We start from the raw sequence: 23,875 nt of genomic DNA, 5'->3' as shown, positions 1-23,875 counted from the left end.
TTATAAGAAGAAAATATAATTACGATATAATGAAAAAAATCCCAAGTAGTAAGGTAAGCCCAAAACCGCCAAAATTTAACTTTGTGTGGCTCATGATTGCCATGTTTTTAGGTTTTTTTGCCTTGCAATATGTTTTTGGAGAAAGCCCGGCTAAGGAAATTAGCTACAGTGATTTTGAGACACGCATGTTAAAAACAGGTGCTGTTGAGCGCTTGGAAGCTTATAAGAAAAATGATCTTGTCGAGGTTGAAGTTTACCTAAAAAAAGGCTGGAAAGATAATCCCAGCTTTAAAGATGTTTCTAGAGGAAATGATGCTATTCCAAGCCTTTCTGGCCAGGAGAATGCAGGTCCGCAATATATTTTTAAAGACGCTTCGGCCGAGGTGCTGGAAAAGAAACTGGCCGAATCACAGGCCGAGCTGGCCCCGGGTACCCCGAAAGTACAACTTACCTATGCAGACCGCTCCAATCCTTGGGCGAGCTGGTTTGTAACGTTTATGTTGCCGTTGCTTGTGCTGGCGGCGATATGGATTTTCTTGATGCGCCGTATGGGCGGCGGTGCTGCTGGCGGCGGCGGTGCTATTTTTAATATTGGCAAGTCCAAAGCGCAGCTGTTTGACAAAGAATCGCAGATCAACATTACGTTTAATGACGTTGCGGGGCTTGAAGAAGCTAAGCAGGAAGTGATGGAGATCGTAGACTTTCTGAAAAACCCGCGTAAATACACGAATTTAGGAGGTAAGATTCCAAAAGGAGCACTGCTTGTTGGCCCTCCGGGGACAGGTAAAACCTTGCTGGCGAAGGCCGTTGCAGGTGAAGCGCAGGTACCGTTTTTCTCTTTGTCCGGCTCTGACTTCGTCGAGATGTTTGTCGGTGTGGGCGCGTCCCGCGTGCGCGACCTGTTTAAACAGGCAAAGGAAAAGGCACCATGTATTATCTTTATCGATGAAATTGATGCTATAGGACGCGCACGTGGTAAGAACTCGATGATGGGCGGTAATGACGAACGCGAAAATACCCTCAATCAGCTGCTGGTCGAAATGGATGGTTTTGGTACTGATTCGGGAGTGATTATTCTGGCCGCGACCAACCGTATTGATGTGCTGGATAGCGCGTTATTGCGTCCGGGACGTTTTGACCGCCAGATTTCTATCGATAAGCCAGATTTAATTGGTCGGGAGCAGATCTTTAAGGTGCATTTGAAGCCATTGAAGCTTTCAGCGGAAGTTGATGCTAAAAAATTATCCGCACAGACGCCTGGTTTTGCGGGAGCAGAGATTGCGAATGTCTGTAATGAGGCGGCACTGATTGCTGCGCGTAAAAACAAGCCCGAAATTGATATGCAGGATTTTCAGGACGCCGTGGACCGTGTGATCGGAGGTCTTGAGAAGAAGAATAAAATTATCTCACCTGAGGAGAAACGCATTGTGGCTTATCACGAAGCAGGGCATGCTATTGCAGGCTGGTTTTTGGAGCATGCCGATCCTTTGGTGAAGGTCTCTATCGTGCCCCGTGGTGTTGCAGCCTTAGGATATGCACAGTATCTTCCGAGAGAACAGTTTCTATATACAACTGAACAGCTGATCGATAGTCTCTGTATGACTATGGGTGGGCGTGTCGCTGAAGATATAACTTTTGGAAGAATTTCGACGGGTGCCCAAAACGACCTTGAGCGTATCACTCAGCTTTCTTATGCGATGATTGCGATCTATGGTATGAACGACAAAGTTGGAAATGTATCGTTCCGCGACAGTTCGGAAGCATCCTTCCAAAAGCCTTACTCTGACAAAACGGCAGAGCTTATCGATGCTGAAGTGCGCAATCTGATCAATGATGTATATGCTCGGACCAAGCAGTTGCTTTTGGAAAAGCGAGAAGGTTTGATCAAGATCGCAGAAAAGCTGTTGGAAAAAGAGATACTCTTCCAGTCGGATCTTGAAGAAATCCTAGGCAAACGTCCTTTTGAAACCAAAACAACCTACGATGAATTTGTTAACGGTGCGGACGGCGGCGGTGTGCCGCAAACAGATCTTCCTTTAGACGTTCATCCGGATGAGACAAGCTCGAGGGATGAAAGCCGGTTGGATAATAATCCGTCACCAAATAATATCAACTAATTGAAAATTGTGCAGCGCTGGAGCCTCTGGCGCTGCATTTATCTACTACTAGGAAGCCATGAACGTGAAGAATGCGACAGCGAAGGAGGTAATGTTAAAGCGTATACGTCAGGCATTGCTTCAGAAAAACGATAATCCCCATCCGAATTTTAAAGATACTGCGTTATACAAAGCTGAAGATGAATTGGTGGATATTGTTTTTGTTCGTGAGTTCACGGCGGCTGGCGGTAAGTTTTTGTATTGTGATGGTGAAATTGGACTGATTGAGAATCTGATCACATTGACCGAGGTCAACAACATCAAAAATATATATGCCTGGGAGCAGGGGATCCAGAATTTATTGATTCCGTATGGTTTTCCATTTATCAAGACCGAAAAGGATTTTGAATCTGCGCATGCGAGCATTACATCCTGTGAGGCATTGATTGCCCGCAACGGAAGTATTATGGTGAGCAACGCAAATGCTTCGGGACGACGTTTGAGTATTTACCCTCCTATACACATTGTCGTCGCCAAAGCCTCGCAATTGGTCTGGGATTTAAAGGATGCCCTGGGTTATATGCAAAGAAGGTACGGTCAGGAGGTGCCGACGATGATTTCAACGATTACAGGCCCTTCGCGGACTGCTGATATCGAAAAACGTTTGGTACTAGGAGCACATGGCCCCAAAGAGCTGTACGTTTTACTTTTGGAAGACCGATTCTAACGATTATTATGCTAACTTTTTATTTACAACAAACACCCGTAGCGAGTGTTATCTTCTTTTTTACACTTGTCACAAGCATTTATACCTTATCCAACGAACAACTTTTTGGCAAACTCATGCTTCATCCATATAGCATTGCACGTAAGGAACGTTGGTATACGCTATTGACCAGCGGTTTTGTGCACCGTGACTGGGGACATCTGCTGTTCAATATGATCACGTTCTATTACTTTGCATTTGGGTTAGAGCAGATGTTGGCACAAGCCAGTGTTTATGGTCATGTGCTCTTTGCCGTTATCTACTTTGGAAGCTTGATTCTCAGCGATATTCCTACGGTTATCCAGCAGCGGAACAATCCCGGATATTATAGTTTAGGAGCTTCCGGCGCTATCTGTGCGGTTCTTTTTAGTTATATTCTATTCAATCCAAAGATGACTATAGGGGTAATGATGATTATCCCTATGCCGGCTTACCTTTTTGCCTTTCTGTTTTTGGGTTATTGCATCTGGGCCTCCAAAAATGGACGGGATGGCATCAATCACGATGCCCATTTTTTCGGTGCACTTTCGGGGCTGATTTTGACCATTCTGTGTTTTCCCTGGGTGATAAAACATTGCTTAGCACAGTTCTAAAATCTTCCGCCCCAGGTCTCCCGGTCTAAACTTCTATATTGGATGGCTTCGGCCAGATGGTGATTTTCAATCTGTGGACTATCTTCCATATCAGCGATTGTCCGGGCCACCTTCAGAATCCGATCATAGGCTCTGGCAGAAAGGTTGAGGCGAGATATGGCTGTTTTGAGCAATTTTTTCCCCAGCTCATCAACCTTGCAGATCTCTCTTGTGAGTTTCGTACTCATCTGCGCATTGCAGTGGATATCTTGTAACGACTCAAAACGTTGCCCTGTTTGCGTTTTGAACAAAAAATCAGTAAACCTCTACCGATAAAAGTACCTAAAAATCCACAGACTTTGGGTGAACATATAAGAATTGAGAATAATTAAATTCCTTGGCAATTATCCCTTCAAACTAGATTTATCTACTTTCGAGATAGAAAAGCAGTCCTGATTTCACTGTATCGTGTATTTAATGTTTTAGCAGTATACAATATGCTTTTATATTGATCACATATTATTGAAAAATAGTGTAAGTTTTAGGTAGGATTAACCTTTAAACTTTTTCAAACTGTTTCAAATAAGTTTAATATTCTTAAGCTAATCATATACTTAAAAAATAGTATTGGTAAGGCTTCATCTACATTACGACACCTTTCATTCGTAGTAAAAAAGCAATGGGAAAAACCTCATTGCAGATTGTCAACGAATTTCTTATCAAAGAAGCGATGGCACTTCTTGCTGATACAGATACAACCCTTGCGTATATGGCTGATAATTTAGGATCTGCAGAGAGCCAGAGCCTTTATCATTTTTTCAAACGAAATACTGGCTATACCCAACGTAATACCGCAATCAGTTGTTGGGAAAACTCTAAATCCCGTGTGCATTATTTACCTTTTATAATGCGCTTATTTTAAAGAGGCACTACGGTATGATGTTGACGAAGCGCTAATAGTGGTCAAGCCGTAAATTAAGACAGATGGAAAAGACTCGTTAAACAGGCCCTCTCGATAACCGTTAATTAGGGGACAAATTGATCAGAACGTCTTCTTCGGATGGATGGTGCGGGATGGAGTTGTCAATCCGCGCAGTATCTTTGCAGTTTACCAACCTAAAAGTATGAAACTGCGCCATGACTGTTCGGTTTTTCCACTTGGGGAAATCGAACAGTCAGTAGACTGAACGAAAAACTCTCCTGGCAATGCCAACTAGTCGGGGGAGTTTTTCATGCGGTTACTCCGAAAAATGAGGCAAACACCTGTCTGTTTCATTTTTCCACGTGGGGAAATTAAAATTCCATTGGTTTGTTTGTAGCAGTCATAAGACTTCGCGAATGTTCCATAGGACTGCATCGTAATTTTACTGTGCGAAACCGACCACCTTCAGAGCGAAATTGCTCATTTCGCAGAGCTTGCTGTATTCCTATGTGACGTTTGTGTCTTGTTTAAGCTAAAAAAAAGAAAAGATATTCTTACCATCATCGTAATAACGGATATGTATTTACAATACAATTTTAAAATCATTAAATTGAATATTCCAGCGTAAACAATGGATAGACAAAATGTTATTGAAAAGTATGAAAGCACTCAGCCCCTTATTCTTTATCTTCTTTCTTGGATTAGGAATAGCAAATGCCTGTAATCTTCCCTTAAATGGATTAAGTCGTAAACATTTCGCTAAAATAATGGGCGTTGACCCCCAAACAGTTGTTGGATGGGAGAATGGTCGAGGCAAAAAATCTAAAAAGGCAAAAGTTGAAAGACTGCTAGCTCATTGTGATTTTAATTTAAGTATAATAAGTGACAATATTATAAAATAACTTAGTCTTTAATATTGTTAATATCCTTCCACAATGCATTAAGAACTTTTAAATCTTCATCTGAACCTAACGAAGTTACCTAGGGCCGTACAGCACAAAAATATTTTCTTGGAGAATTGAAATAGTTTACTTCTTTATCTACCATTGTAAAATACCTTAAACAATACGAGCGCCTACTGTTAAATTAATTGGAGAATGATTGTTATTTGTTAATTCCATGGATAAGCAACAATAGTAAGAGAGGAATAACCTTATTCTATAATAATGGGGCTGTTGATCCATCCAAATTAGCGATGACTGCATTACATATTGGGAAAACAACAGAAGCGAACCGCAAATCCAATACTATACATCTATTTCGTGTTCTTAGGATATTGACCGTTTGAATTTTACAAGATAACATTTCGGGAACGTTTAAAAGCATATAGGTTGCGGAACGGACTGAGTAATACGAAATTTGGAAACTCTTAGATATACCTATCCAAATCCAATAATCATTGGAGGTTCTCCTCCAGGATAGTTAATTGTCAAGCCCAGCTATCTGTCAGGGTTGTTACCATCTACCAAAGATCTAGCAAGGAAAATAGAAGATACGATAACAAGGAGATTGTATTGTCTCCTTCTACAAATGGTATTAACGTCAAGGTGCCATAGAGGTCATAAAGCTTAGACATTATTGGAGTTGTCGAGTATAATTGGTATTTGATCGTGGTCAAACCTTCATTTGTCGAATATCTTTTCGGGTTTCTCTTTACATAGATACATTTGCTTCCATACATTAACATTTATTGTCCTAAATGAAGAAACTATTTACCATATTTTTGAGTGGGCTTTTACTTGTGTCCTGTAAAAACAAAGGAATCGAACTGGATGCTTTGAACAAAGATGAGTTCTATATTCCATTAAGTGAAAGTATTAAAGTTGCTGATTCCTTGCAAAGTTTTATTCTAGGAGGTATAGGTAAAAAGACAGCCGGTAAAACTAATGCTACAAAATTACAAGTATCACTAAAAAAGGAGATATTTTCAGAGGATGGAACTCCAGTCATGCGCGTTTTTAATTATGGGAAAAGCGGATTCATTATTCTAGCAGCGGACCGCAGGGCTAATCCAGTTTTAGCCTATTCCGACGAAACGAATTTTCCATCAGATACTATTCCTGCTGCCGCTGAGGCATGGTTATATGCGAATAAACTTCAAATTGAAGAAATTAAATCTGGTCAAAGCATTAAGTCAAATGGAGAAACTCTCCTAAAAAAAGGAAATTACCTTAGACTTTTAAGTGGAGAAGCTCCAATAGTAAATGTTAAACGAGCTTCTAATAATAAAGTAGCTGGGTTTTATCCCCCTGCTGGTGGATGCGAACCAACCGGATTTGAAATTGGTCCGCTTTTACAGACATCTTGGGATCAAATTGGTGGTTATAACAATTTAATGCCTGATTTAGCATGTACTCCCTATTATTGCAATGCTAAAGCATTTACAGGTTGTGTAGCCACCGCTATGGCTCAGGTGATGAAATACCATCAATATCCTTCGTCATATAATTACGGGATTATGCCAAATGCCGTTTCTGGTTATTGGGACGTTTCTTTCGGAGCTAATGAGATTTCTAAACTCATGCATTGGAAAATACTTTTGGATATTCCGTTACTGCAACGGCGGCCGATTTCAATTATAATATTGTAGAGAATGAGATTAGAGCTAATAGGCCCGTTATTTTAAGTGGATATAAAGACAAAACTGGATTTATTTTCCATACATTTAAAGGCGGACATGTTTGGGTAACAGATGGGGTTCGAGGTGGTACTAGTTGTGGTGAACAAAATCCAGATGGTACATGGACAGGTGGTGCATCTTTTTTGTACTTTCATATGAATTGGGGCTGGGGCGGATCTAACAATGGTTGGTATGGATTTGCCAGTGCCGATGCAGGTGGAGGTCTAAATTTCCAATATAAAAGAGGAATGGTATATTCAATTAAAAAATAATTACAATATGCAAAAGCTAGGATTATTGATAATGCTTTTTACAATATTTTCTTGTAAGAAGGAAGAAGGAGAAAACAGTATGCATGTATATAGTGAAATGCGTTTATCTTTGACAAACGAAGAAGGAAATAATATTTTTGAGTCAAAAGGAGGCTCCTTGGGTATGGGAGATCTGGATTTATATTATGTAAACAAAGATGGTGAAAGGGAAATACAAAATCATTCAAATCTTGACATTCCTAAAAATATGGACATTGTAAAAGATGACGGCGATACGGAGAAATTTCTGAAAATATTTGGAAATCTTACACCGCAAAGTGATGGTTATGCTGAAAGTATATTAGTAGTAAAGGGATATTCTGAGGTTTCGATAAAACTAAAAATAGAAAGCACTGATTCTTATAAAGGTTATTCACAAGTAATGATAAATGGACAGCTAATACCCCAAAGTCAACTTGGAAATCCAATACGAATCACGCTTTCTAAAGAATAGATAAATTCCCTATAACTAAAATCAAACATATTCATAATTAGGTTTTAATAAGCCATCATTGGATGAAATTCAATGGTGGTTTTTTTATTTTGTCATGTTTAATTGTTTCATCTTCTTAAAATTCTTTGTCGAGGGAAAGCCGTCTTTCGTATAGGTCAAAATAGAGTTGGTCGAAATTATTCCTTTTATAATATGCTTATTTGTAGCTTACTAGTCATTAAGCCCAAATCGATTATTATGAAAGGATGCCAAACCAAAATTATTGCCTTTCTGCTCGCGCTGATTGTGCATATTAGTTTTCTCTTTGCTCAAGGAGTAGAAGAAAATGCAGAGGTAAGAAATTACCTAAATAACATGTTCTCATCTTTAGACAAAACTAAAGTTCCTAATGGTTTATTAAAAGACTACGCCTTTGATTTGACTGATCTTGATAAATATACTGGTTCAGATCTGAATGAAAAGAATTTCGTAGACAAAGAGATTTATAGTTATCTCTTACGAACAATCAGATCTGCGGCTGTAGGTACAAAACCGTTCGGTGATGTAAGTCAGATACTCGCTACTCAGTACAGTGCTGGCTCCAATAACATTGTTTCTTTAGGCGGAATGGCCTTTCAATATTCCTTTATAAAGGAAAATGCCATCTCTGATCAACTAATAAATTATTCCAACGGAAAGGTCTCTGATAAAACTGTAAACGGGGTATGGAGAAACCCCTATGGAACTAAATATGTTATAGGTTTCGCTCCTCAAGACAGTATTTTTAAGACAAGTTCAGTAACGTTCAAGCTTAACAGTACTACATGGTTCTCTAATCTCTCATATAATAAAATTGAGATTGATTATGGAACCGGCTATAAGGTTATAACCGTTGGCGGTTCAGTTGCTGCGACATTTACGTCAGGAGGTAGAAAAGAAGTTAAAATGCGTGTGACGTTGACGAATGGTCAACAACTCGTTTCTCACACTTCTATTCAAGTAAATTCCGCAATGGCTATGCGGACTTTTTCAGACCCAGATTTGACCACACCAAGGCAAAGCTTTACTGGAGCCGCCTATAAAGGCGTAAGTACTACAGCAAGGGTGTTTGTAAAAACTAGAAATGGAGCAATAAGAGATCCGTTTATAATCGTAGAAGGATTTGATCCGATACTTGGTAATCCATATGGATTCCAGACCATGAACGGATTTTATACCTCCCTCCAAAATCATTCCTTTGGTCAACGTATAATAAATGATTACGATATAATCTATGTCGACTGGGCAAATAGCGAACAATATATCCAAGCAAACGCCAATACACTTAAGCAAGTCATTCAATGGGTTAATAGTCAAAAACAATTATCTGGAAGTACCTCTGGAAATGTGGTAATGGGTTCAAGTATGGGAGGGTTGGTAGCTAGGTATGCCCTGAAAACAATGGAAAATCAGGCACTACCTCACCAGACTTCAATCTATGTAAGTCACGATTCCCCGCATTTAGGTGCGAATATACCCGTCGGTTCTCTTTACGCTTTACATGGAATAGGCTCTTTTTTGGAGAATAAACTAAACTTAGGAAGTGTATATTCACTGGCTACGGGTACACCACTGGAATATATGCTTAAGCAAATTCATTCCCCTGCTGCAAGACAAATGCTAGTCAATTATGTGGATTTTGGTGGAAATATTAATAACACTGACCACAATTTATGGCAGCAAGAATTGAACACATTAGGTTTCCCCCAAGGAGATCCAAGTAAGCCTTTTCGAATGATAGCATTAGCTAATGGAAGCTATGCTTCTGCAACAGTTCCATCTTCTTACCTTACGGCTAATGCAACCGCTTCAACTGATTTACTTGATGTTGCAAATATACTTACTGGCGGAATGGGTGCTATTTTTGTTGGGGCTTTCTTTAATGATTTCTGGGCCGGTGCATTATCTTTAGTCCCAGGTAAAAGTACCGTTAAAGGTACTTTGGAAATCTTTCCTGGATCAGCAACCGGTGCAAAAGTAACCAATCTAAATTTCAAGTTTATCAAGAAATTTCTTTGGACAGTTCCCGTTACTCGGACAATTTTTTCATATGAAAAGTTTATGCCTGGAGGGTTAACATATGATATATTTCCAAGTTCCCAATATAGGACAAGTTTAGAGTTACAAGGCGGTGACCCATTTGTGCCTAAAGTGCCAATTTTAGGGCGGTATTCATATGATGTAAGTACCTCCGAAAGTATACCGTTTGTACCCACTTCCAGTGCTTTAGCTGCGGGCGGAGGGACCGCCCCATTGACCGCTGCACTTTTTACGACAAGACCCACATCTGCCAATACTCCATTTGGCGGAAATGTTTTGATCAGGGATGCTAAATCTGGCGACCACATTGATTTGGTGCCAAAAGAAGCAGAGTGGCTTTATGCTCAGCTAAAAATGGGTATTAACGGCCCAAAATTAGGAAAAACAGGATCCCAATATAGTGTTATTAATCCAATCGGTGGATCGGTCACTTGGAGCACTTCAAATCCATCCATTGCAACAATTAGTTCGTCCGGTTTATTAACTGTTACTGGTAAGGGGGTAATTGATATAACAGCCCAAATTGGCAATGCAACTATATCTTCAAGAGTCGCTGTAGGAATTCCCCGGTTTGTCTTAGCAAATGTGAAACGTGATCCGGGATTTTATACGATCAAAGCAAATTGTATCGATACAGAGACAGGTTATGCGGATTTTATACTTAATAGTCGTGATATAATAATTTACCAATGGGGTGTTAAGACTGAAAATGAAACTATTCGATGGATGGATAGTGAATCGGCGGAAATCAAATTGAGCACTACTGAGGACAGTGAGAATACGACAATATATCTTAAAGTAAAAGATGTGCACGGGAATGTAAGTACACCAATATTCGTACGAATAACAGGATATGATATTTATGACTTAGGATATAGGACCTTTATTCTGAATAAAAATGGTAAACTTTTCGACGATACTGGTTATGAAATGTATTATGAAAATACTGGAATGCCACTCATTTTCAGAAGTACTTCATATGATGATTTCAGTAATGCCGAATGGAGCCCATTAGCGGGAACAATGATTAATGAAGAAAAGACCCAATGGGTAGTGCCGTGGTATACAAATTTCTATATTAAGGACATTATAACTCCAGCTGAAATCGAACGTATAAAAACGAGTTTCGTAAATAATCAAATTGCCGTCTATTCATTCTTTTTATTGAATTATGATGGTCAAATAATCCAAAAAACTCCTATTTCGGTGATTTACAAAGAAAATTATCCAAACCCTTAAATAACTTGATTATGATTAGGTTCTGTAAGATGCAGCTTATCTGTAGTTTTATCATATTTCTGATTGCCGGCTGTGACAAAAAAGGAAACCCGTTGCCTTCTGATATTATATTCAACGCACAATTAAATGGAATTAAATATAAAGATGTTATGCCCATGGTAATTCCTCCGGGAGCTCAAAGAACTCCAGTTTTGGAAATTGTACAGGGGGATCAAGGTTATATTAATCTTCAGTCCTCTTTAAAACCGCAAGATGGTGGCGACAAGCATGGAGGTTTTTCTTTGAATATAAGAGTACCATTAAACGAACAGATACAGTTGAATAAAGAATATTCCTTTAGCCCGATTGCAGGCAAAGAGAAGTTGACTGGATCTGATAATTTGATATATCTGGATGGTGCTAACCAATTTGTTTCCATTTCATCCACTTCTTACAATTTGGATACGAAGTATTATGGAAAGGGAACCTTTGTATTGACAGAATATGACCTTGTAAAAAATAAGGCAAAAGGTAAAGTGGAATTTACTTTTCCCTATGACAAATGGGATTCAGGAACAAAAGAACTTAAGATGTCTGGGGAATTTCACTGCTGGATTCGAAACCCTAACTAAAAAAGTAAAAGATATGAAAGCTATTAAATTATTGGCTATTGGTTCAATGGTTATGTCATTGACAATAATCTCCTGCAAAAAGGAAATTTTGCAGGAGAAGGCTCCAATTAACAAGGAAGGACTAGTGTCAAAAGTAGCAGCTCAAGACAGTTTGGAAACATTATATATGATGCAGTCCAATTTGGAATTGTTGCTAGCAGATCGGATCATATCCAAACCAAATGGATATGTCCTTGATATTTCAAAACAAGAGGCTTTTGAACTTGATATTCCCGATGAATTATACCAGAAATATCAAAGCAAAGTCAATGAGCTTAACAAATTATTATTAACTAAATGAAACAAAAAATGAGAACAACAAAATCCAAATTATTTCAATTGTTTGTATTGTCCTTGATTGTAATCACTGGGTGTAAAAAGGATAATATTTCTAGGGGTGATGATCAACAAGATGAGGTGAAGCTCAATTATGAGTTAAAATACTCAGAACAACAACTAAAAAATTGGAAGGAGACAGGAAGTCCGTTTTTGGAAACTGAGCAGAAAAATGCTTCGAATACCAAAATAGAAAAGCATATCCCATCCCAAGGGGGAGTATTTGAACCTATCCCTGTCGGAACAAAAGCGTATGGGCCACATCCGTATCAAAACAGATATTGGTCTATGGTAAGGCTAAAATTGGCAATTCCTAACATATCAACCCCTAATTCACAGCTTAGGTCTAGAGTCGTACAGGCCATTAACGAGATTCAAGCAAATACGAATGTTCGCTTCTATAATGCATTCAATGATCCTGAAAAAGATCCTACATGGGGATTCTATTATCCCAACGTCCACATTCATGTTTCAACTGATGCAAAGAAGGGCTCTTCATTTGTTGGGTTGCAAGGCGGAGAACAATATATTTACTTACCAATCACCGCTACAAAAGAATTTATAATGAGAGCCTTGGTAAATGCCGCAGGGATGTACAATGAACAACAGCGTAATGATCGAGATACCTATGTAAATATCAACACTGCTAATGTAGATCCTGTTAATCGCTATCAATTTGACAAGATCACATCGAACTTTTATAGTATGGGTTCTTTTGATTTTAATTCCATTACATTAGCAGGTTCGACCGAATTCTCATTCAATGGACAGAATAGTATAACGAAGAAAGACAATAGTGTAATTGCACCTAATACGGCACTTTCAACTCTTGATCGCGGTTTCTTAAATTATTTCTATCTTCCTTATATTGCTCGCACCGATACTTACAGAGAGTTAGCCCAAACAGTGTATGATGGAAATAATAACATTCTAACTCCACAACAGAGAGCTGATCTTGAATACTATATAAATAATGGTGCTCCTAATCCAGGTGTTTCGGGTAGGAGTCCAGTAGTTCCTTGGTAATATCTAATCAAGTTTTTAATAGTCTCCTGTAACCTACAACAGGAGACTTTTTTAAAATAGAATTTCAACATAATCTTCTTAATGAAATTAACTAACCACAAACCGTTATCATTTTTGGGCATAATTGGCTTAACTCTATTTGCTTCATGCCAAAAAGAAAATGTAAGTATAATTACAAACCAAACTGAGAAGCCTGCTATCAGATCAGTCACTGATGCAAAAAATATAGCGCTTCAGTATTATAAAAGTAGCATAAATTCTAAGGCGAGCACAAAGGCTTCTACTGAAGTAGTGCCAACTATAAATGATGTCCAAGTTTTAACATCAGATATGTTAATCTCAAATGGTTTAACCTATGCGAGAACAAAGAGTAGTTCTACTGGTGATACATTACTTTATTATGTGAACTTTTCCGATGCAAAGGGAGGAATGATCCTTTCTAGAAATACGGAATGTCAACCGGTACTAGCCATTTTTGACGAAGGTAATTTTTCTTTTCAAAATGTTCTGCAAAATACGGATATAAATCTTGGAGCACTTTCGTTTATTCTATCAGCTGTTGACTACAACAATTCTCCTGAATCTTTTAGTATCGAGCAGCCAGAAATGCCGATAGATGATGGTGGTGGCGGAGGAGGTGGATATGTTCCAGTTACTTTAGTTGATGAGGTTCTTCCGAAGGTTCGTGTCGAATGGAGTCAGTCACAAGATCCGTTTAATAGATATACACCAAACAATTATCCTGCGGGTTGTGTAGCAGTTGCTGTTGCACAAGCATTTACTGTGACAAGACACGTAGGAGCATTCAATGGTATAAATCTTAATTATAATGATTTGATTCAATTTCGGGATTACAGCTATAAATATTTATTCCCAAATCAAGCAGATATAGCGGGCCAATTTGTAAGACAGATAGGTGCTGCGGTAGCAATGGATTACGACGCATCTGGAAGTGGAGCAAAAACTTCAGATGGCGTAAAGTTATTTAGTAACTTCGGCTTGATGAACGTCAATACCAACAAAGCAAACATAAGAAATACGCTAAAAAATTATTCCAATGGTATAATCATTATTAGCTCGAGGACCAAAAAGCCCTTTCTGGGAATTGCTAGAGGAGAGGGACATGCGTACATCGCAGATGGATACAGGCTATATTCTAACGGATCAGATCTTATCCATGTAAATTATGGATGGGGACCAGGTGCCGGTAACCTGAATGGTTACTACCTCACGGTTCTGTCGTCGCCACATTTTACTGCTGATGCACCTTCGACATTTCCACATGATTGGGAATTCTATTGCATTTATAAATAAAAATAATTTAACAAGATGAAAATAACTTCAATCTTTACCTGCCTATCAATTGCATTTACTTTAATGCTTGTTATTATATCGTGTGATGACAAGGATGGGTATTCTGATGCTCCAAATTTTGATTCTGGACCTTTTACAATTGATAGCAATGGTTTGGATTCGGTATTTGTAGCTTCTAATGATGTTGATTGGCAATTCTTGGATTTAACTGTTAATGGTAAGCAACTATTATTAAGTGATAATTCTTTAGAAACGAAAGAAAAAAAGACATCTTCTGGTGCTGATATGATTTACCTTATCAAAGGTGAATGGTTCACTCTAGAAAAATTAGATAATAAAAGAATTCAGGTTTCTATTGATGAAAATGAAGGTAAAGTAAGGTCTTTGGACTTTACTGTTCATAACGGTAATGGTTTTCGAAAAATATCGTTTAATCAAGACGATCAATAATTAAAAATTAAGGGCTGGTGTATATCAGGCCCTTTTTCAATTTGACTAATGATGAGGCTTTTATTTAGTGCCCTAATTATTTTGTTTTTCTTCTCTTGTAAAAAAGAAGATCCAGTTGTGGCTCCTAAGATTAAATATGAGCACTCGCTTATTGTGGTGATGGAAGCCAATAATAATTTGAGGCAGTATGCCATTGATAATATTAATGACATGGAGTCGGCAGGCAGAAGTTTTAAAAATTCCGCTGTATTAGTTTATCTCCGTTCAAACAATGAAGAATCGATATTGCTTCGCATCAAATTTGATGAGAACTTGAAAGTAATTGCTAGTGATACTTTAAAAAGGTATGTTATTTCCAAAAGCAGTCCAGAACAATTAAAAATAGCAATTAATGATGCAAAAGATTTTTGCCCTGCCGATACCTATGGGCTTATTTTATGGTCTCATGGGACTTCTTGGGCTCCTCCAGATTCAAAACGAATAGTGACGCGATCTTTTGGTGAAGACCAAGGTGATCAAATGGATATAATTGACCTAAGGAATTCAATTCCTTCAGGTTTCAAATACGTCATATTTGACGCTTGTAATATGGCAAGTATAGAAGTCCTTTGGGAGTTTAAGGAAAAGGCGGATTATTTAATTGCTTCTCCAACAGAAGTTTTGGCAAGTGGTTTTCCCTATGGTAAAGTATTGCCATATCTCACCTTGAAGGAGCCCGATTTAAAGAATGTAGCTGCTCAATATTTTGAGCATTATAAATCCTTTTCAGGGCAAATGCAGTCAGCTTCTGTCACTTTAATCAATACAAAAGAACTTGCAAAACTTTCAAATTTATGTGCTGATTTATATTCAAATAATAAAGCTGTCGGTTTACCGAGTAGAAACAATGTCCAAAGATTAGATTATACAGAGGACTTTCCTGTACCTTCATTTGATTTTGTAAATTACCTTGAGGTGAACTTTCCATTATCCCAACTGGCTTCTATCAAAAATCAATTGGATAAAACAATTATATATAAAAATGCTACCGAGAAATTTCTGGGGAAGCCAATAATCTATTTTTCAGGCTTAACGTGTTTTATTCCTGAAAAGAACGATATTTATCTGCAATACTACAGATCCTTAACTTGGTACAAGGATAGCCGATCAGATGTACTGTTTTGATCGTTTTGGTAATCACCTCTTAGAAAGCGGTGTAATTTCTAAGAGGTGATTATCTAAATGCAATTTGATTTATAACAATATTCTATATTCGCCTTAAAGATTATCGTATTCTAAAGTTGCCCTTGAAAGTAGATCTTCCTCCATTTTCATCTGGAATTGTAAACTCTATTGTCCCTTCTCCTTTGATGTTACTTTCTCCACGGCTACTGTCAAAAAATGTAAACATAATATGACCCGTTCCCAAAAAATAAGTCTTATGATCTTCTGTATATTGTATAGATAAATTATTTGGGATATCGGTTATCTTGCCGTCTACTCCTACAGTAAAGATTTCCTTTTGATCCTTTGGTTTTATGTCATATTTCTTATTTAATGTGACACCTTCTTCCAAGGGCACGGAAATGGAAATATTAAAACCATTAGAATTTTTTGTTCCCTTTTGATGGAGAGATGATGCTAATGTTATTTTTTCCACAATATTTTCAAATCCCATTGTTGACTGTGGGGTATATAGTAATCGTGGACCATCATACGCTCCGGGCGGTAGAATTAAGGATTGTTCATCGATGTAGGTTATACCATCCTTTTGGATTTCTACTTTGTTGCCATTTTTTAGTGTTTCTCCATTCTTGTCACAAGATAGAAATAGGGCTGGAATAATTGTTAGAAATAGTAATACTGTTCTCATAATTTATGTTTTTAGAATAAAACGGCAGGTTTAGGAATATTGCTACAGTTTTAAAAAAGAGCTTGTTGAGGATCGTCATTACCTAAAAGGCCGAAAACCGCTGCATCCATCAAACAGCTCATATCGATGTTTTCCGTCAGGACGGGTTGGGTCTTGCCGTTATAATCACAGTGATGCAGATAGGAATAATTATAGCTAAAGTTGGAACAATAAAATCTTTCAGGTTTTCTCTTTCTGAGAGCCAATGAAAAAACTGTACAGATACAATTAAGGTTCATGAGTATGGACTTGTTAAACATATGAATATAGTCAAAAATTAATATTTTAAGCAAACTTATATGATTAAGGAAACGTTCTGATGCAAAAAGAAAGAATTTGCAATTTGATTAATGCTAGACTGAAATATTGGGAATTACAATGAGTGGACTAATTTAAGAAAATGCACCTTGTCGCATTCAAGGTGCATGAATTTCTAAAATTATATTAATTTTTCCTGTTAGAAGGTTACATGCTTTATGCACGCTAATTCTGGTGTACTGCCCACTTCATCTAGTCGAACATAATATTCATCGCCTGCATTCTTTAACGGTCGTTCTACTCTAAAGGAATAGTACATTTCATCACTGTCAAGAATTGTAATAGGGATCGCCTTCCTTCCGTTCCAAGAGACCCAAGCTTTATCTCCCTTAGCAAAGTTTTCCATAATCCGTTTGGAATAATGGAGTGGCTCTATATTTTTAACAAATACAATTTTTCTTAAATCGTGTTTATTTTGAGTCGTCAGTTTTATTTTCTTAGTTGAATATGATGAATTCTTTTTTAACAAATATTTCTGATAGGATTTCCATGCATTTTCAAAAGCTTCCATGGCACCTATAGGTGGATGTTGACCCATTAAATAAACACGGTAATCCTCAAGATTACTATATAATGGCCAGATCGATTCATCTCTGCTTGAAAACCCTCGCTTTTGTGCCAAATCGCCGAGCGGAGAACGTCTATTTTTTTGTTTTTTTAACCAATCTGGAAATGTTGGTAAAGGTTCTGTTTCTTGTTTGTGTTCATTAGAGATTAGTTTGTTATTTATTAACCCATGATAGATATCTCGCATTTTTTCTGTGGCTGCATGTAGAGTCTCCGCTTCCGTCGAAATATGATTTGTTTTGACATAGCCAATATACCCAGCTATTCGTTTGAGAAGGAATACATCCACTACACCTTTTTTACCATGTTGAAATGATAACAATTGACTAGGAGAAATATATTCTCGAAAGACTACTATTGCTACTTGTTCATTATCAAATTCTAGCTCAACTCCTTGTCGTAGTATTTTGATATCATTAAAGTAAGCAGATTTAGATTCCAGATGTTCATCAGCGAGAGCTTTTCCTAATTCTTCCATCGTTGGCCAAATTGATCCTTTAATCCAATTTTGGGTGTAGAGAGGCAAGTAAATTCCTTCAGCTAAATTATCAGGTAGATTCTGTGGAAGTGCATTGAGCTTGTCTCTACGTTCCTTAATTTTATTTGTAGGTGTTAATACGACAAATTCGGCAAGTTTTAAATTGGTAATTGGAGATTTTGTGTCACTTAATAAAGCTGCACGTGAAGAATAGCCAAAATACGCTGCTACGAGTTCGTGGGCATGGGAAGATTTTAATTCAACACCGAAATTGTTCTGAATAAAAAAGCGTAATGAGTCTGCGCAGAGTTTTGTGATTCGCTGCATAGCAATATTTTTGTTTTACGCTGGACTTAATAAATGATTGTCGGGAGTGTTTAAAGACAAACTATGCCAGCAGATTAACGAAAATTTTGCTGTTTGTAGGCTGTCGGTAATCGAAATAGCCTTGCGTTTCAGTCACTCACAACTGTGGCGCTCGTTTCCGAATCCTAAATTAAGATAAAAGATTAAAAAAAGCAATTTTTTATAAGCAGTTGGACGTGAATTCAATCCTATAGATAATAGCGAGAATACCATTCGATGAACTATTTATGCGAAAAATAAATGTTAAATATTTTCATCGAGGAAATCACATTGTTTGTATGGGTCGAAATTGAGTTGGTCGAAAAAACTTTATTGGTTGGAAATATTTCAATAATATTAATTTGAAAAAGTATTGAAGGCCAATAGTATTATAGATTTTAATTTAAATCCATGAAAAATAGCATTTTCCTTTTATTAATTTTCCTGTTTTCGTGCAGCAAAGAAAATTCTGACCAAACCTATATTGCACAATTGGAGATCCAACCAACTATTGAGTATGTCGCACCTAATCCGCCTGCGAAACCTGACCAACCTAAGGATATACCAGCCTTAAAGGTTAGAGAAAGTAATAAAGAAGAGTATCATTTAGGTATTGACGAGATTAGTGGTTTTATTTTCGAGGAAGGCTACCGTTATAAAATAAAAGTTCAGATAACTATTTTGGCATCTCCGCCATTAGATGGGAACAACAAAACCTATAAACTTCTTGAAGTTATTTCTAAAGAACAAGCAACTAAAAATAAATAACATTATGAAAAGAACAAGTATTTTGTTACTAACAGGTTTACTAATGTTTTCTTGTAGTAAAACCCCCCAAATTGACACCAATATCAAAAGTGAAAATTCAGAATTTGTAACCCTAAAATCAGGAATAATCGTCGAGAAGAGAGGAGATGAATATATTCTTGGAGGAGATATGATTCTATCTCCAATGCAACTAAAAGCCTTGGATGAAAATGGAAATTTAAGTGGAGAAGATGGGAAAACCAAAGATAGTCCCGATACCACCATTCACCCTGTGTTTAATATTCCGCTAGCTGCCGTAGAAAAAAAAGAAGGAACCTTACCGAGAAATTTAGGAATGAATGCAGACCCATATAGACTTTGGGCTATGGTAAGATTTACTTATGGGCCAAGTATCTTAAATCACCCAAATAAAAATTATTTTATAAATGGAATAAGATTAGCGCTCAATCATATTCAAGACAATACGAACGTAAGATTTTATAATGCAACTGGACAACCGACAGTTGATCCAACTTGGGGATTCGCATATCCATATATAGAAATTAATTATGTAGGAAATCTATCCGCAAGTTCTTCCTCCCATATTGGACGAAGCCCTGAAGGAGGGAAACAAGAATTGAGATTAGCAGATTTTGCATTTCCAAATCCACCTTTTGATAACGATTATTCTACAATAGTCCATGAACTTTGCCATGCCATAGGTATGATGCATGAACAAAATCGTCCAGATCGAGATTCATATGTGTCTATTAAAACAAATAATCTAACAACTAAAGGTCTTTCCCAGTTTACTAAAGTGACCACAAATTATTCTTATTTCGGTGCATATGATTTCAATTCAATTATGGGATACGATTCTTATACTAGCTCTACGGATCACGTACATAATACTTCATTACCAATGTATACTAAGTTAAATGGTGATCCAATTGTGTCGGGCACTGTATTGAGCAGTCTTGATAGAATTTGGTTAAATAATTATCATCTTCCATATATAGCACGTTCTGACGTATATCGTGAACTAGCGGATGTAGTCTATGACGGAAATAATAATATTCTGACTCCTTCTCAACGCCTTCAGCTTCAGGCACAGCTCAATAATGGAAATCCAACACCGCCAGCAGGGGGTAGAATACCAAATGATTTTTAATTACTTGTAAAATACGCAAAAATATCCCCCAACCAATTCTTTAAAATGGTTGGGGGTTTTTAATTCCGATGAATAAACTAAAATATTTATTTGATAACCTATATCATACATTTTTAATTGTATTAATAGGTCTTATACAAATAGCATTTCCTATTAGCCTTAGGGCACAAGATAGTTTGCGAATGACAATTTATCAAAAGATAGAGACTAGTGATTTTAATTGGAACATTGCTGGAAACATGCTTGGTGAAAAACCTAATATTCTTTCTGAGCTGAATTTTAAGAACTTGTTAAGCTTAGGAACAGGAATTGAGCTTTCCTATAAACCCTACAAATTATTAGAACTGTCAGCTTCTTATGAATTTTTAAGGAACTTATCTGGAAAAGGAACAGATATAGATTACCAGGAGGATAACCGAACAGGCCAGACTAGCTTATTATATTTCGAGAGTGAAAATGGTTGGTACAGTCAATTGAATTTAAGTGTTCTTTATCTATTTTTCAAAGACACCAAATTCAATCTTGGAGCCGGCATAAATGTATTTGTATATCGTAGAAAGTTCGGCATGCATTCAACGGAAGATAGTGATTTAACATCTTATTACAAATATCGGACGGATGGTTTTGGTCTAAAGATTAAAAAGGACTATCAGATTTCTCCTATCTTTTCTCTGCAAGGTGATTTTATCATGAACAGGGTTTATTACAATTCTTATGGCAATTGGAACCTCATTAATAATTTTGAACATCCAAAAAGTTTTACCCACTTATCTAAAGGCATTAATATTGGTTACTCGTTAAGATTTTCCACGAAAATCAAAAACCAGTTCAGCATTTTTTTTGTTTATAATTATCTGACAGAAAAAACGTCTGATGGTGTCGATACATTATTTCTTAAAAATGGAAGTCGTCCGACAACGAAATTGAACCAAACCCATCTAAGTATTCACGGATTAAGGCTCGGAATTATTCTTCCTTTATTTTTTAATTAAACTTAAACAGCTCCGTAATATTTATTAATCTCCTCCTTGTATTGGTTAAGAATCTCAGTTAAGATTTATGGTATGACCGATTTTCCTAAAGATTTTAATTTTCCTTTGATCACATTAAATGCAAGGGGGACACTGCGCCATCAAATTAGGTCGTATGCTAATCATTTCTATTAACCAAATATATTTGGGTCAGACGTATACAAGGAATTGGTTCCAACTGTTTACAAATCTGATAATACTGCAATGACTACTTAAGAAAGATCAACTTTGCAGGTATATTCGAATAACGGTAATCCTGATCCTTCAAGTTGTTATAGGTTAACCAATTATCACATAAATTTATAATAAAAAGAAACCCGTATTTTCCATATAGATTTCTTTCTATCTTTTGTATTTCACATTTACGACAGGATCACTCTGTTCATTTCGAATAATCATTTCGGAGTTATTCACGATTTCACATTTCAAGGAAACATAAGAGTTTTCCTGTCCATTTTCATTTGGTATTGTTAATAATAGTAAATCCTTCTTTTTAATAAAGCCTTTGTATATTGATGATGGAGTATTTATCTCAATATTTGCATTTACGCCATTATATTCATATGCTCCAAACATAGTATCTGCATCTACTTTATAATTAGTGTAAAGACGAAGAATATTTCCATTTTGAATTTCTTTCCATTCTTCATTTCCCCTTTTTATTGCAGTTTCTTTCCATGCATATTGGTTACTATACGTTGGAGGGTCTATTATAGGAGGCTCAATTTCATTTTCTTTACAAGATTCGTTAAAAATTAAAAATACTGATAAAAGAAGTAATTTAAATGAATTTCTCATGTTTTAATGGTCTATGTCTAAACAATGCTACAATAAAATCTTGATCGTGGGGTATATAGTAATCGTGGACCATCATCCGCACCTAGCAATAGGATTAAGGATTGTTCGTCGATGTAGGTTGTACCATCCTTTTGAATTTCTACTTTGTTGCCCATTTTTTAGTGTTTCTCCATTCTTGTCGCAAGATAAAAATAGGGCCGGAATAATTGTTAGAAATAGTAGTACTGTTCTCATAATTTAAGCTTTTACATTAAAACGGTAGGTTTTGAAATATTGCTACAGTTTTAAAAAAGAGCTTGTTGAGGATCGTCATTTCCTAAAGGCGGCAAATCGCCCCATCCATCAAACGGCTCATATCGATGTTTTCCGTCATGACCTATACTTTTGTATTGATTTACTCGATTTAAGCTTTCTAAATATTTGATTACATCTTAAAAATATTCTGCTGACTAATTATTTTAATTTTTTAGTAATTTAGAGTATTGTTTTTTTATTCCTTGTTACAGGGAGTTAAAGCATGGGGGTATCTTGCTAATTATTTAGATCGGAATGTTAATCAAAATACCTGCCATTTTTGTTAGAGAGATGTTTGATTTATAACCTTAATGAATGAGAAGTGATAATATTTGGGGGAAATGGTATAAACCGCAAGTTCGTATTTGTATACATATAGTCTTTTGGTTGCTTGTTACAGCTCTCTATTATTTGACCCTAAAAAGACTAGGAGGTAATTATGTACTCTATGTTGTACTGAAAGATCTTCTTGTTACAGGTAGTTTGTTCTATTCAATAAACTGGATCATATCGAAGTGGGTTTCAAAAGGAAAAATCGCCCCTCTCATCTTATTCATTTTATTTGCTTATATCTGGTGGCTTTCCTGGACATATTGCGTATGGGTTTTAATAGAGGATTTTGTTCCTCCCTCTGATGAAAGGGTTAGTAAATATATGCACTTTTGGATAGATGATGGGTATTTTGGCGTTTTCAACTTCAATAAGCATCCGATTTTTATTTTAGACTTTTTGTTATTGGTGTCAGTACCATTAGCCCCAAAGATGGTTAAGGTTATTGTTGAGGATACGAATAAAATGGCAATACTTGAACGGGACAAATTAAAGCTTGAACGGGACAATTTAGCCATGGAACTGGCTTTCCTGAAATCCCAGATATCGCCGCATTTTTTGTTTAATACCTTAAATAGTATCTATCGGATGTCGGAGACTAATAATCCAAAAACATCTGAATCTATCGTGAGATTGTCGCATATGCTACGCTATTTATTATATCAGACAGATGATGATAAGATATTGGTATCCCAAGAAATAGAATTCCTTCAGGACTATCTGACGCTGGCAAAATTAAGATTTGGGCCAGAAACAAAGGTCGATCTAGATTTTGAAAACACGAATGAGCCCTACAAAATAGTTCCGCTTATTTTAATACCATTTGTTGAGAACGCAATAAAACACGGACCGGAAAGAAGCCGCCTTAATTCTTGGATCAGGATATCATTAAAATTAGATGAGAATATCCTCAGATTCAATATTTCGAATGGTGTAAATAGAAACAGTGAAAAGCCTGCCTTTGGCGGTATAGGAATCCAAAATGTAAAAAGAAGACTTGATCTGCGCTATGGTGAAGACTATTCTTTGCAGGTCAAGGAAGAAGAAGATAGTTATTCAGTTTGTTTAGAAATTAAGCTTTAATAAATGTT

Annotated in this window: 23 protein-coding genes; 19 read left to right on the top strand and 4 right to left on the bottom strand. The window is 36.8% G+C overall.

Annotated features, from left to right (window positions below; genetic code table 11):
• The first annotated feature begins 29 nt into the window (after positions 1-29).
• From ftsH to K7A41_RS15070, 3 genes are read left to right on the top strand one after another with little or no spacing between them, the layout of a single operon-like run.
• Positions 30-2,117 (top strand): ATP-dependent zinc metalloprotease FtsH, encoded by a 2,088-nt coding sequence (gene ftsH / locus K7A41_RS15080; protein ID WP_037533932.1) that lies wholly within the window; start codon positions 30-32, stop codon positions 2,115-2,117.
• 58 nt (positions 2,118-2,175) lie between these two features.
• Positions 2,176-2,823 (top strand): LutC/YkgG family protein, encoded by a 648-nt coding sequence (locus K7A41_RS15075; protein ID WP_265714346.1) that lies wholly within the window; start codon positions 2,176-2,178, stop codon positions 2,821-2,823.
• Between the two features lie 8 nt (positions 2,824-2,831).
• Positions 2,832-3,455, top strand: a complete 624-nt coding sequence (locus tag K7A41_RS15070; protein ID WP_265714345.1) for a rhomboid family intramembrane serine protease — start codon at positions 2,832-2,834, stop codon at positions 3,453-3,455.
• On the opposite strand, the gene K7A41_RS15065 is transcribed toward K7A41_RS15070, so the two are convergent.
• Positions 3,452-3,745 (bottom strand): hypothetical protein, encoded by a 294-nt coding sequence (locus K7A41_RS15065; protein WP_322784028.1) that lies wholly within the window; start codon positions 3,743-3,745, stop codon positions 3,452-3,454. The two genes, K7A41_RS15070 and K7A41_RS15065, sit on opposite strands and share 4 nt — an antisense overlap.
• Before the next feature lie 368 nt (positions 3,746-4,113).
• Here K7A41_RS15065 and K7A41_RS15060 point away from each other — a divergent pair, with 368 nt between their 5' ends.
• The 12 genes from K7A41_RS15060 (at position 4,114) to K7A41_RS15005 (ending at position 15,978) form a co-directional block, all read left to right on the top strand.
• Complete coding sequence (locus K7A41_RS15060) at positions 4,114-4,356, top strand: hypothetical protein (protein WP_265714344.1); 243 nt, start codon at positions 4,114-4,116, stop codon at positions 4,354-4,356.
• 659 nt (positions 4,357-5,015) lie between these two features.
• Positions 5,016-5,258: a helix-turn-helix domain-containing protein gene (locus K7A41_RS15055; protein ID WP_265714343.1), complete on the top strand. Its 243-nt coding sequence runs from the start codon at positions 5,016-5,018 to the stop codon at positions 5,256-5,258.
• 797 nt (positions 5,259-6,055) lie between these two features.
• On the top strand, positions 6,056-6,946 hold the full coding sequence (locus K7A41_RS15050) for a Spi family protease inhibitor (protein WP_265714342.1): 891 nt from the start codon (positions 6,056-6,058) through the stop codon (positions 6,944-6,946).
• The gene (locus K7A41_RS15045) at positions 6,883-7,248 is read left to right on the top strand and encodes a C10 family peptidase (protein WP_265714341.1); all 366 of its coding nucleotides are present in this window, start codon (positions 6,883-6,885) and stop codon (positions 7,246-7,248) included. The genes K7A41_RS15050 and K7A41_RS15045 overlap by 64 nt, the downstream gene beginning before the upstream one ends.
• A 7-nt stretch (positions 7,249-7,255) precedes the next feature.
• Positions 7,256-7,741, top strand: coding sequence for a hypothetical protein (locus K7A41_RS15040; RefSeq protein WP_265714340.1), 486 nt, complete (start codon positions 7,256-7,258; stop codon positions 7,739-7,741).
• Between the two features lie 237 nt (positions 7,742-7,978).
• Positions 7,979-11,038: a hypothetical protein gene (locus K7A41_RS15035; protein WP_265714339.1), complete on the top strand. Its 3,060-nt coding sequence runs from the start codon at positions 7,979-7,981 to the stop codon at positions 11,036-11,038.
• Positions 11,039-11,049: 11 nt separating this feature from the next.
• On the top strand, positions 11,050-11,649 hold the full coding sequence (locus K7A41_RS15030; protein WP_265714338.1) for a hypothetical protein: 600 nt from the start codon (positions 11,050-11,052) through the stop codon (positions 11,647-11,649).
• Between the two features lie 13 nt (positions 11,650-11,662).
• Positions 11,663-11,989 (top strand): hypothetical protein, encoded by a 327-nt coding sequence (locus K7A41_RS15025; RefSeq protein ID WP_265714337.1) that lies wholly within the window; start codon positions 11,663-11,665, stop codon positions 11,987-11,989.
• A gap of 8 nt (positions 11,990-11,997) precedes the next feature.
• Positions 11,998-13,050, top strand: coding sequence for a M12 family metallopeptidase (locus tag K7A41_RS15020; RefSeq protein ID WP_265714336.1), 1,053 nt, complete (start codon positions 11,998-12,000; stop codon positions 13,048-13,050).
• Between the two features lie 81 nt (positions 13,051-13,131).
• Positions 13,132-14,364, top strand: coding sequence for a C10 family peptidase (locus K7A41_RS15015; protein ID WP_265714335.1), 1,233 nt, complete (start codon positions 13,132-13,134; stop codon positions 14,362-14,364).
• Positions 14,365-14,379: 15 nt separating this feature from the next.
• Entirely contained in the window at positions 14,380-14,814 is a 435-nt protein-coding gene (locus K7A41_RS15010) for a hypothetical protein (RefSeq protein WP_265714334.1), read from the top strand.
• Positions 14,815-14,862: 48 nt separating this feature from the next.
• A complete protein-coding gene (locus tag K7A41_RS15005) occupies positions 14,863-15,978 on the top strand; it encodes a clostripain-related cysteine peptidase (RefSeq protein WP_265714333.1) in 1,116 nt (371 codons plus the stop codon).
• Positions 15,979-16,078: 100 nt separating this feature from the next.
• On the opposite strand, the gene K7A41_RS15000 is transcribed toward K7A41_RS15005, so the two are convergent.
• Together K7A41_RS15000 and K7A41_RS14995 are read right to left on the bottom strand one after the other, a co-directional pair.
• Positions 16,079-16,666, bottom strand: a complete 588-nt coding sequence (locus tag K7A41_RS15000; RefSeq protein WP_265714332.1) for a hypothetical protein — start codon at positions 16,664-16,666, stop codon at positions 16,079-16,081.
• A 496-nt stretch (positions 16,667-17,162) separates the two neighbouring features.
• Entirely contained in the window at positions 17,163-18,395 is a 1,233-nt protein-coding gene (locus K7A41_RS14995; protein WP_265714331.1) for a hypothetical protein, read from the bottom strand.
• A 429-nt stretch (positions 18,396-18,824) separates the two neighbouring features.
• On the opposite strand from K7A41_RS14995, the gene K7A41_RS14990 reads away from it, so the two are divergent.
• From K7A41_RS14990 to K7A41_RS14980, 3 genes are all read left to right on the top strand, one after another.
• Complete coding sequence (locus K7A41_RS14990; RefSeq protein WP_265714330.1) at positions 18,825-19,181, top strand: DUF4377 domain-containing protein; 357 nt, start codon at positions 18,825-18,827, stop codon at positions 19,179-19,181.
• Positions 19,182-19,185: 4 nt separating this feature from the next.
• Entirely contained in the window at positions 19,186-20,331 is a 1,146-nt protein-coding gene (locus K7A41_RS14985; RefSeq protein ID WP_265714329.1) for a M12 family metallopeptidase, read from the top strand.
• A gap of 68 nt (positions 20,332-20,399) precedes the next feature.
• Complete coding sequence (locus K7A41_RS14980; RefSeq protein ID WP_265714328.1) at positions 20,400-21,323, top strand: hypothetical protein; 924 nt, start codon at positions 20,400-20,402, stop codon at positions 21,321-21,323.
• 381 nt (positions 21,324-21,704) lie between these two features.
• On the opposite strand, the gene K7A41_RS14975 is transcribed toward K7A41_RS14980, so the two are convergent.
• Positions 21,705-22,160, bottom strand: coding sequence for a hypothetical protein (locus K7A41_RS14975; protein ID WP_265714327.1), 456 nt, complete (start codon positions 22,158-22,160; stop codon positions 21,705-21,707).
• 609 nt (positions 22,161-22,769) lie between these two features.
• On the opposite strand from K7A41_RS14975, the gene K7A41_RS14970 reads away from it, so the two are divergent.
• Positions 22,770-23,867: a sensor histidine kinase gene (locus K7A41_RS14970; RefSeq protein WP_265714326.1), complete on the top strand. Its 1,098-nt coding sequence runs from the start codon at positions 22,770-22,772 to the stop codon at positions 23,865-23,867.
• The last annotated feature ends 8 nt before the right edge of the window (positions 23,868-23,875 follow it).

Source organism: Sphingobacterium sp. InxBP1 (assembly GCF_026191775.1).
GTDB classification, from domain to species: Bacteria; Bacteroidota; Bacteroidia; order Sphingobacteriales; family Sphingobacteriaceae; genus Sphingobacterium; species Sphingobacterium thalpophilum.
Note: the sequence above shows the minus strand (reverse complement) of the source record. Positions and strands in the feature narration are given on the sequence as shown.

Bases quoted from the DNA above. Each gene is read 5' to 3' on its own strand.
- ftsH (WP_037533932.1), top strand. From the start codon at position 30: ATGAAAAAAATCCCAAGTAGTAAGGTAAGCCCAAAACCGCCAAAATTT.
- K7A41_RS15075 (WP_265714346.1), top strand. From the start codon at position 2,176: ATGAACGTGAAGAATGCGACAGCGAAGGAGGTAATGTTAAAGCGTATA.
- K7A41_RS15070 (WP_265714345.1), top strand. From the start codon at position 2,832: ATGCTAACTTTTTATTTACAACAAACACCCGTAGCGAGTGTTATCTTC.
- K7A41_RS15060 (WP_265714344.1), top strand. From the start codon at position 4,114: ATGGGAAAAACCTCATTGCAGATTGTCAACGAATTTCTTATCAAAGAA.
- K7A41_RS15055 (WP_265714343.1), top strand. From the start codon at position 5,016: ATGAAAGCACTCAGCCCCTTATTCTTTATCTTCTTTCTTGGATTAGGA.
- K7A41_RS15050 (WP_265714342.1), top strand. From the start codon at position 6,056: ATGAAGAAACTATTTACCATATTTTTGAGTGGGCTTTTACTTGTGTCC.
- K7A41_RS15040 (WP_265714340.1), top strand. From the start codon at position 7,256: ATGCAAAAGCTAGGATTATTGATAATGCTTTTTACAATATTTTCTTGT.
- K7A41_RS15035 (WP_265714339.1), top strand. From the start codon at position 7,979: ATGAAAGGATGCCAAACCAAAATTATTGCCTTTCTGCTCGCGCTGATT.
- K7A41_RS15030 (WP_265714338.1), top strand. From the start codon at position 11,050: ATGATTAGGTTCTGTAAGATGCAGCTTATCTGTAGTTTTATCATATTT.
- K7A41_RS15025 (WP_265714337.1), top strand. From the start codon at position 11,663: ATGAAAGCTATTAAATTATTGGCTATTGGTTCAATGGTTATGTCATTG.
- K7A41_RS15020 (WP_265714336.1), top strand. From the start codon at position 11,998: ATGAGAACAACAAAATCCAAATTATTTCAATTGTTTGTATTGTCCTTG.
- K7A41_RS15015 (WP_265714335.1), top strand. From the start codon at position 13,132: ATGAAATTAACTAACCACAAACCGTTATCATTTTTGGGCATAATTGGC.
- K7A41_RS15010 (WP_265714334.1), top strand. From the start codon at position 14,380: ATGAAAATAACTTCAATCTTTACCTGCCTATCAATTGCATTTACTTTA.
- K7A41_RS15005 (WP_265714333.1), top strand. From the start codon at position 14,863: ATGATGAGGCTTTTATTTAGTGCCCTAATTATTTTGTTTTTCTTCTCT.
- K7A41_RS15000 (WP_265714332.1), bottom strand. From the start codon at position 16,666: ATGAGAACAGTATTACTATTTCTAACAATTATTCCAGCCCTATTTCTA.
- K7A41_RS14995 (WP_265714331.1), bottom strand. From the start codon at position 18,395: ATGCAGCGAATCACAAAACTCTGCGCAGACTCATTACGCTTTTTTATT.
- K7A41_RS14990 (WP_265714330.1), top strand. From the start codon at position 18,825: ATGAAAAATAGCATTTTCCTTTTATTAATTTTCCTGTTTTCGTGCAGC.
- K7A41_RS14985 (WP_265714329.1), top strand. From the start codon at position 19,186: ATGAAAAGAACAAGTATTTTGTTACTAACAGGTTTACTAATGTTTTCT.
- K7A41_RS14980 (WP_265714328.1), top strand. From the start codon at position 20,400: ATGAATAAACTAAAATATTTATTTGATAACCTATATCATACATTTTTA.
- K7A41_RS14975 (WP_265714327.1), bottom strand. From the start codon at position 22,160: ATGAGAAATTCATTTAAATTACTTCTTTTATCAGTATTTTTAATTTTT.
- K7A41_RS14970 (WP_265714326.1), top strand. From the start codon at position 22,770: ATGAGAAGTGATAATATTTGGGGGAAATGGTATAAACCGCAAGTTCGT.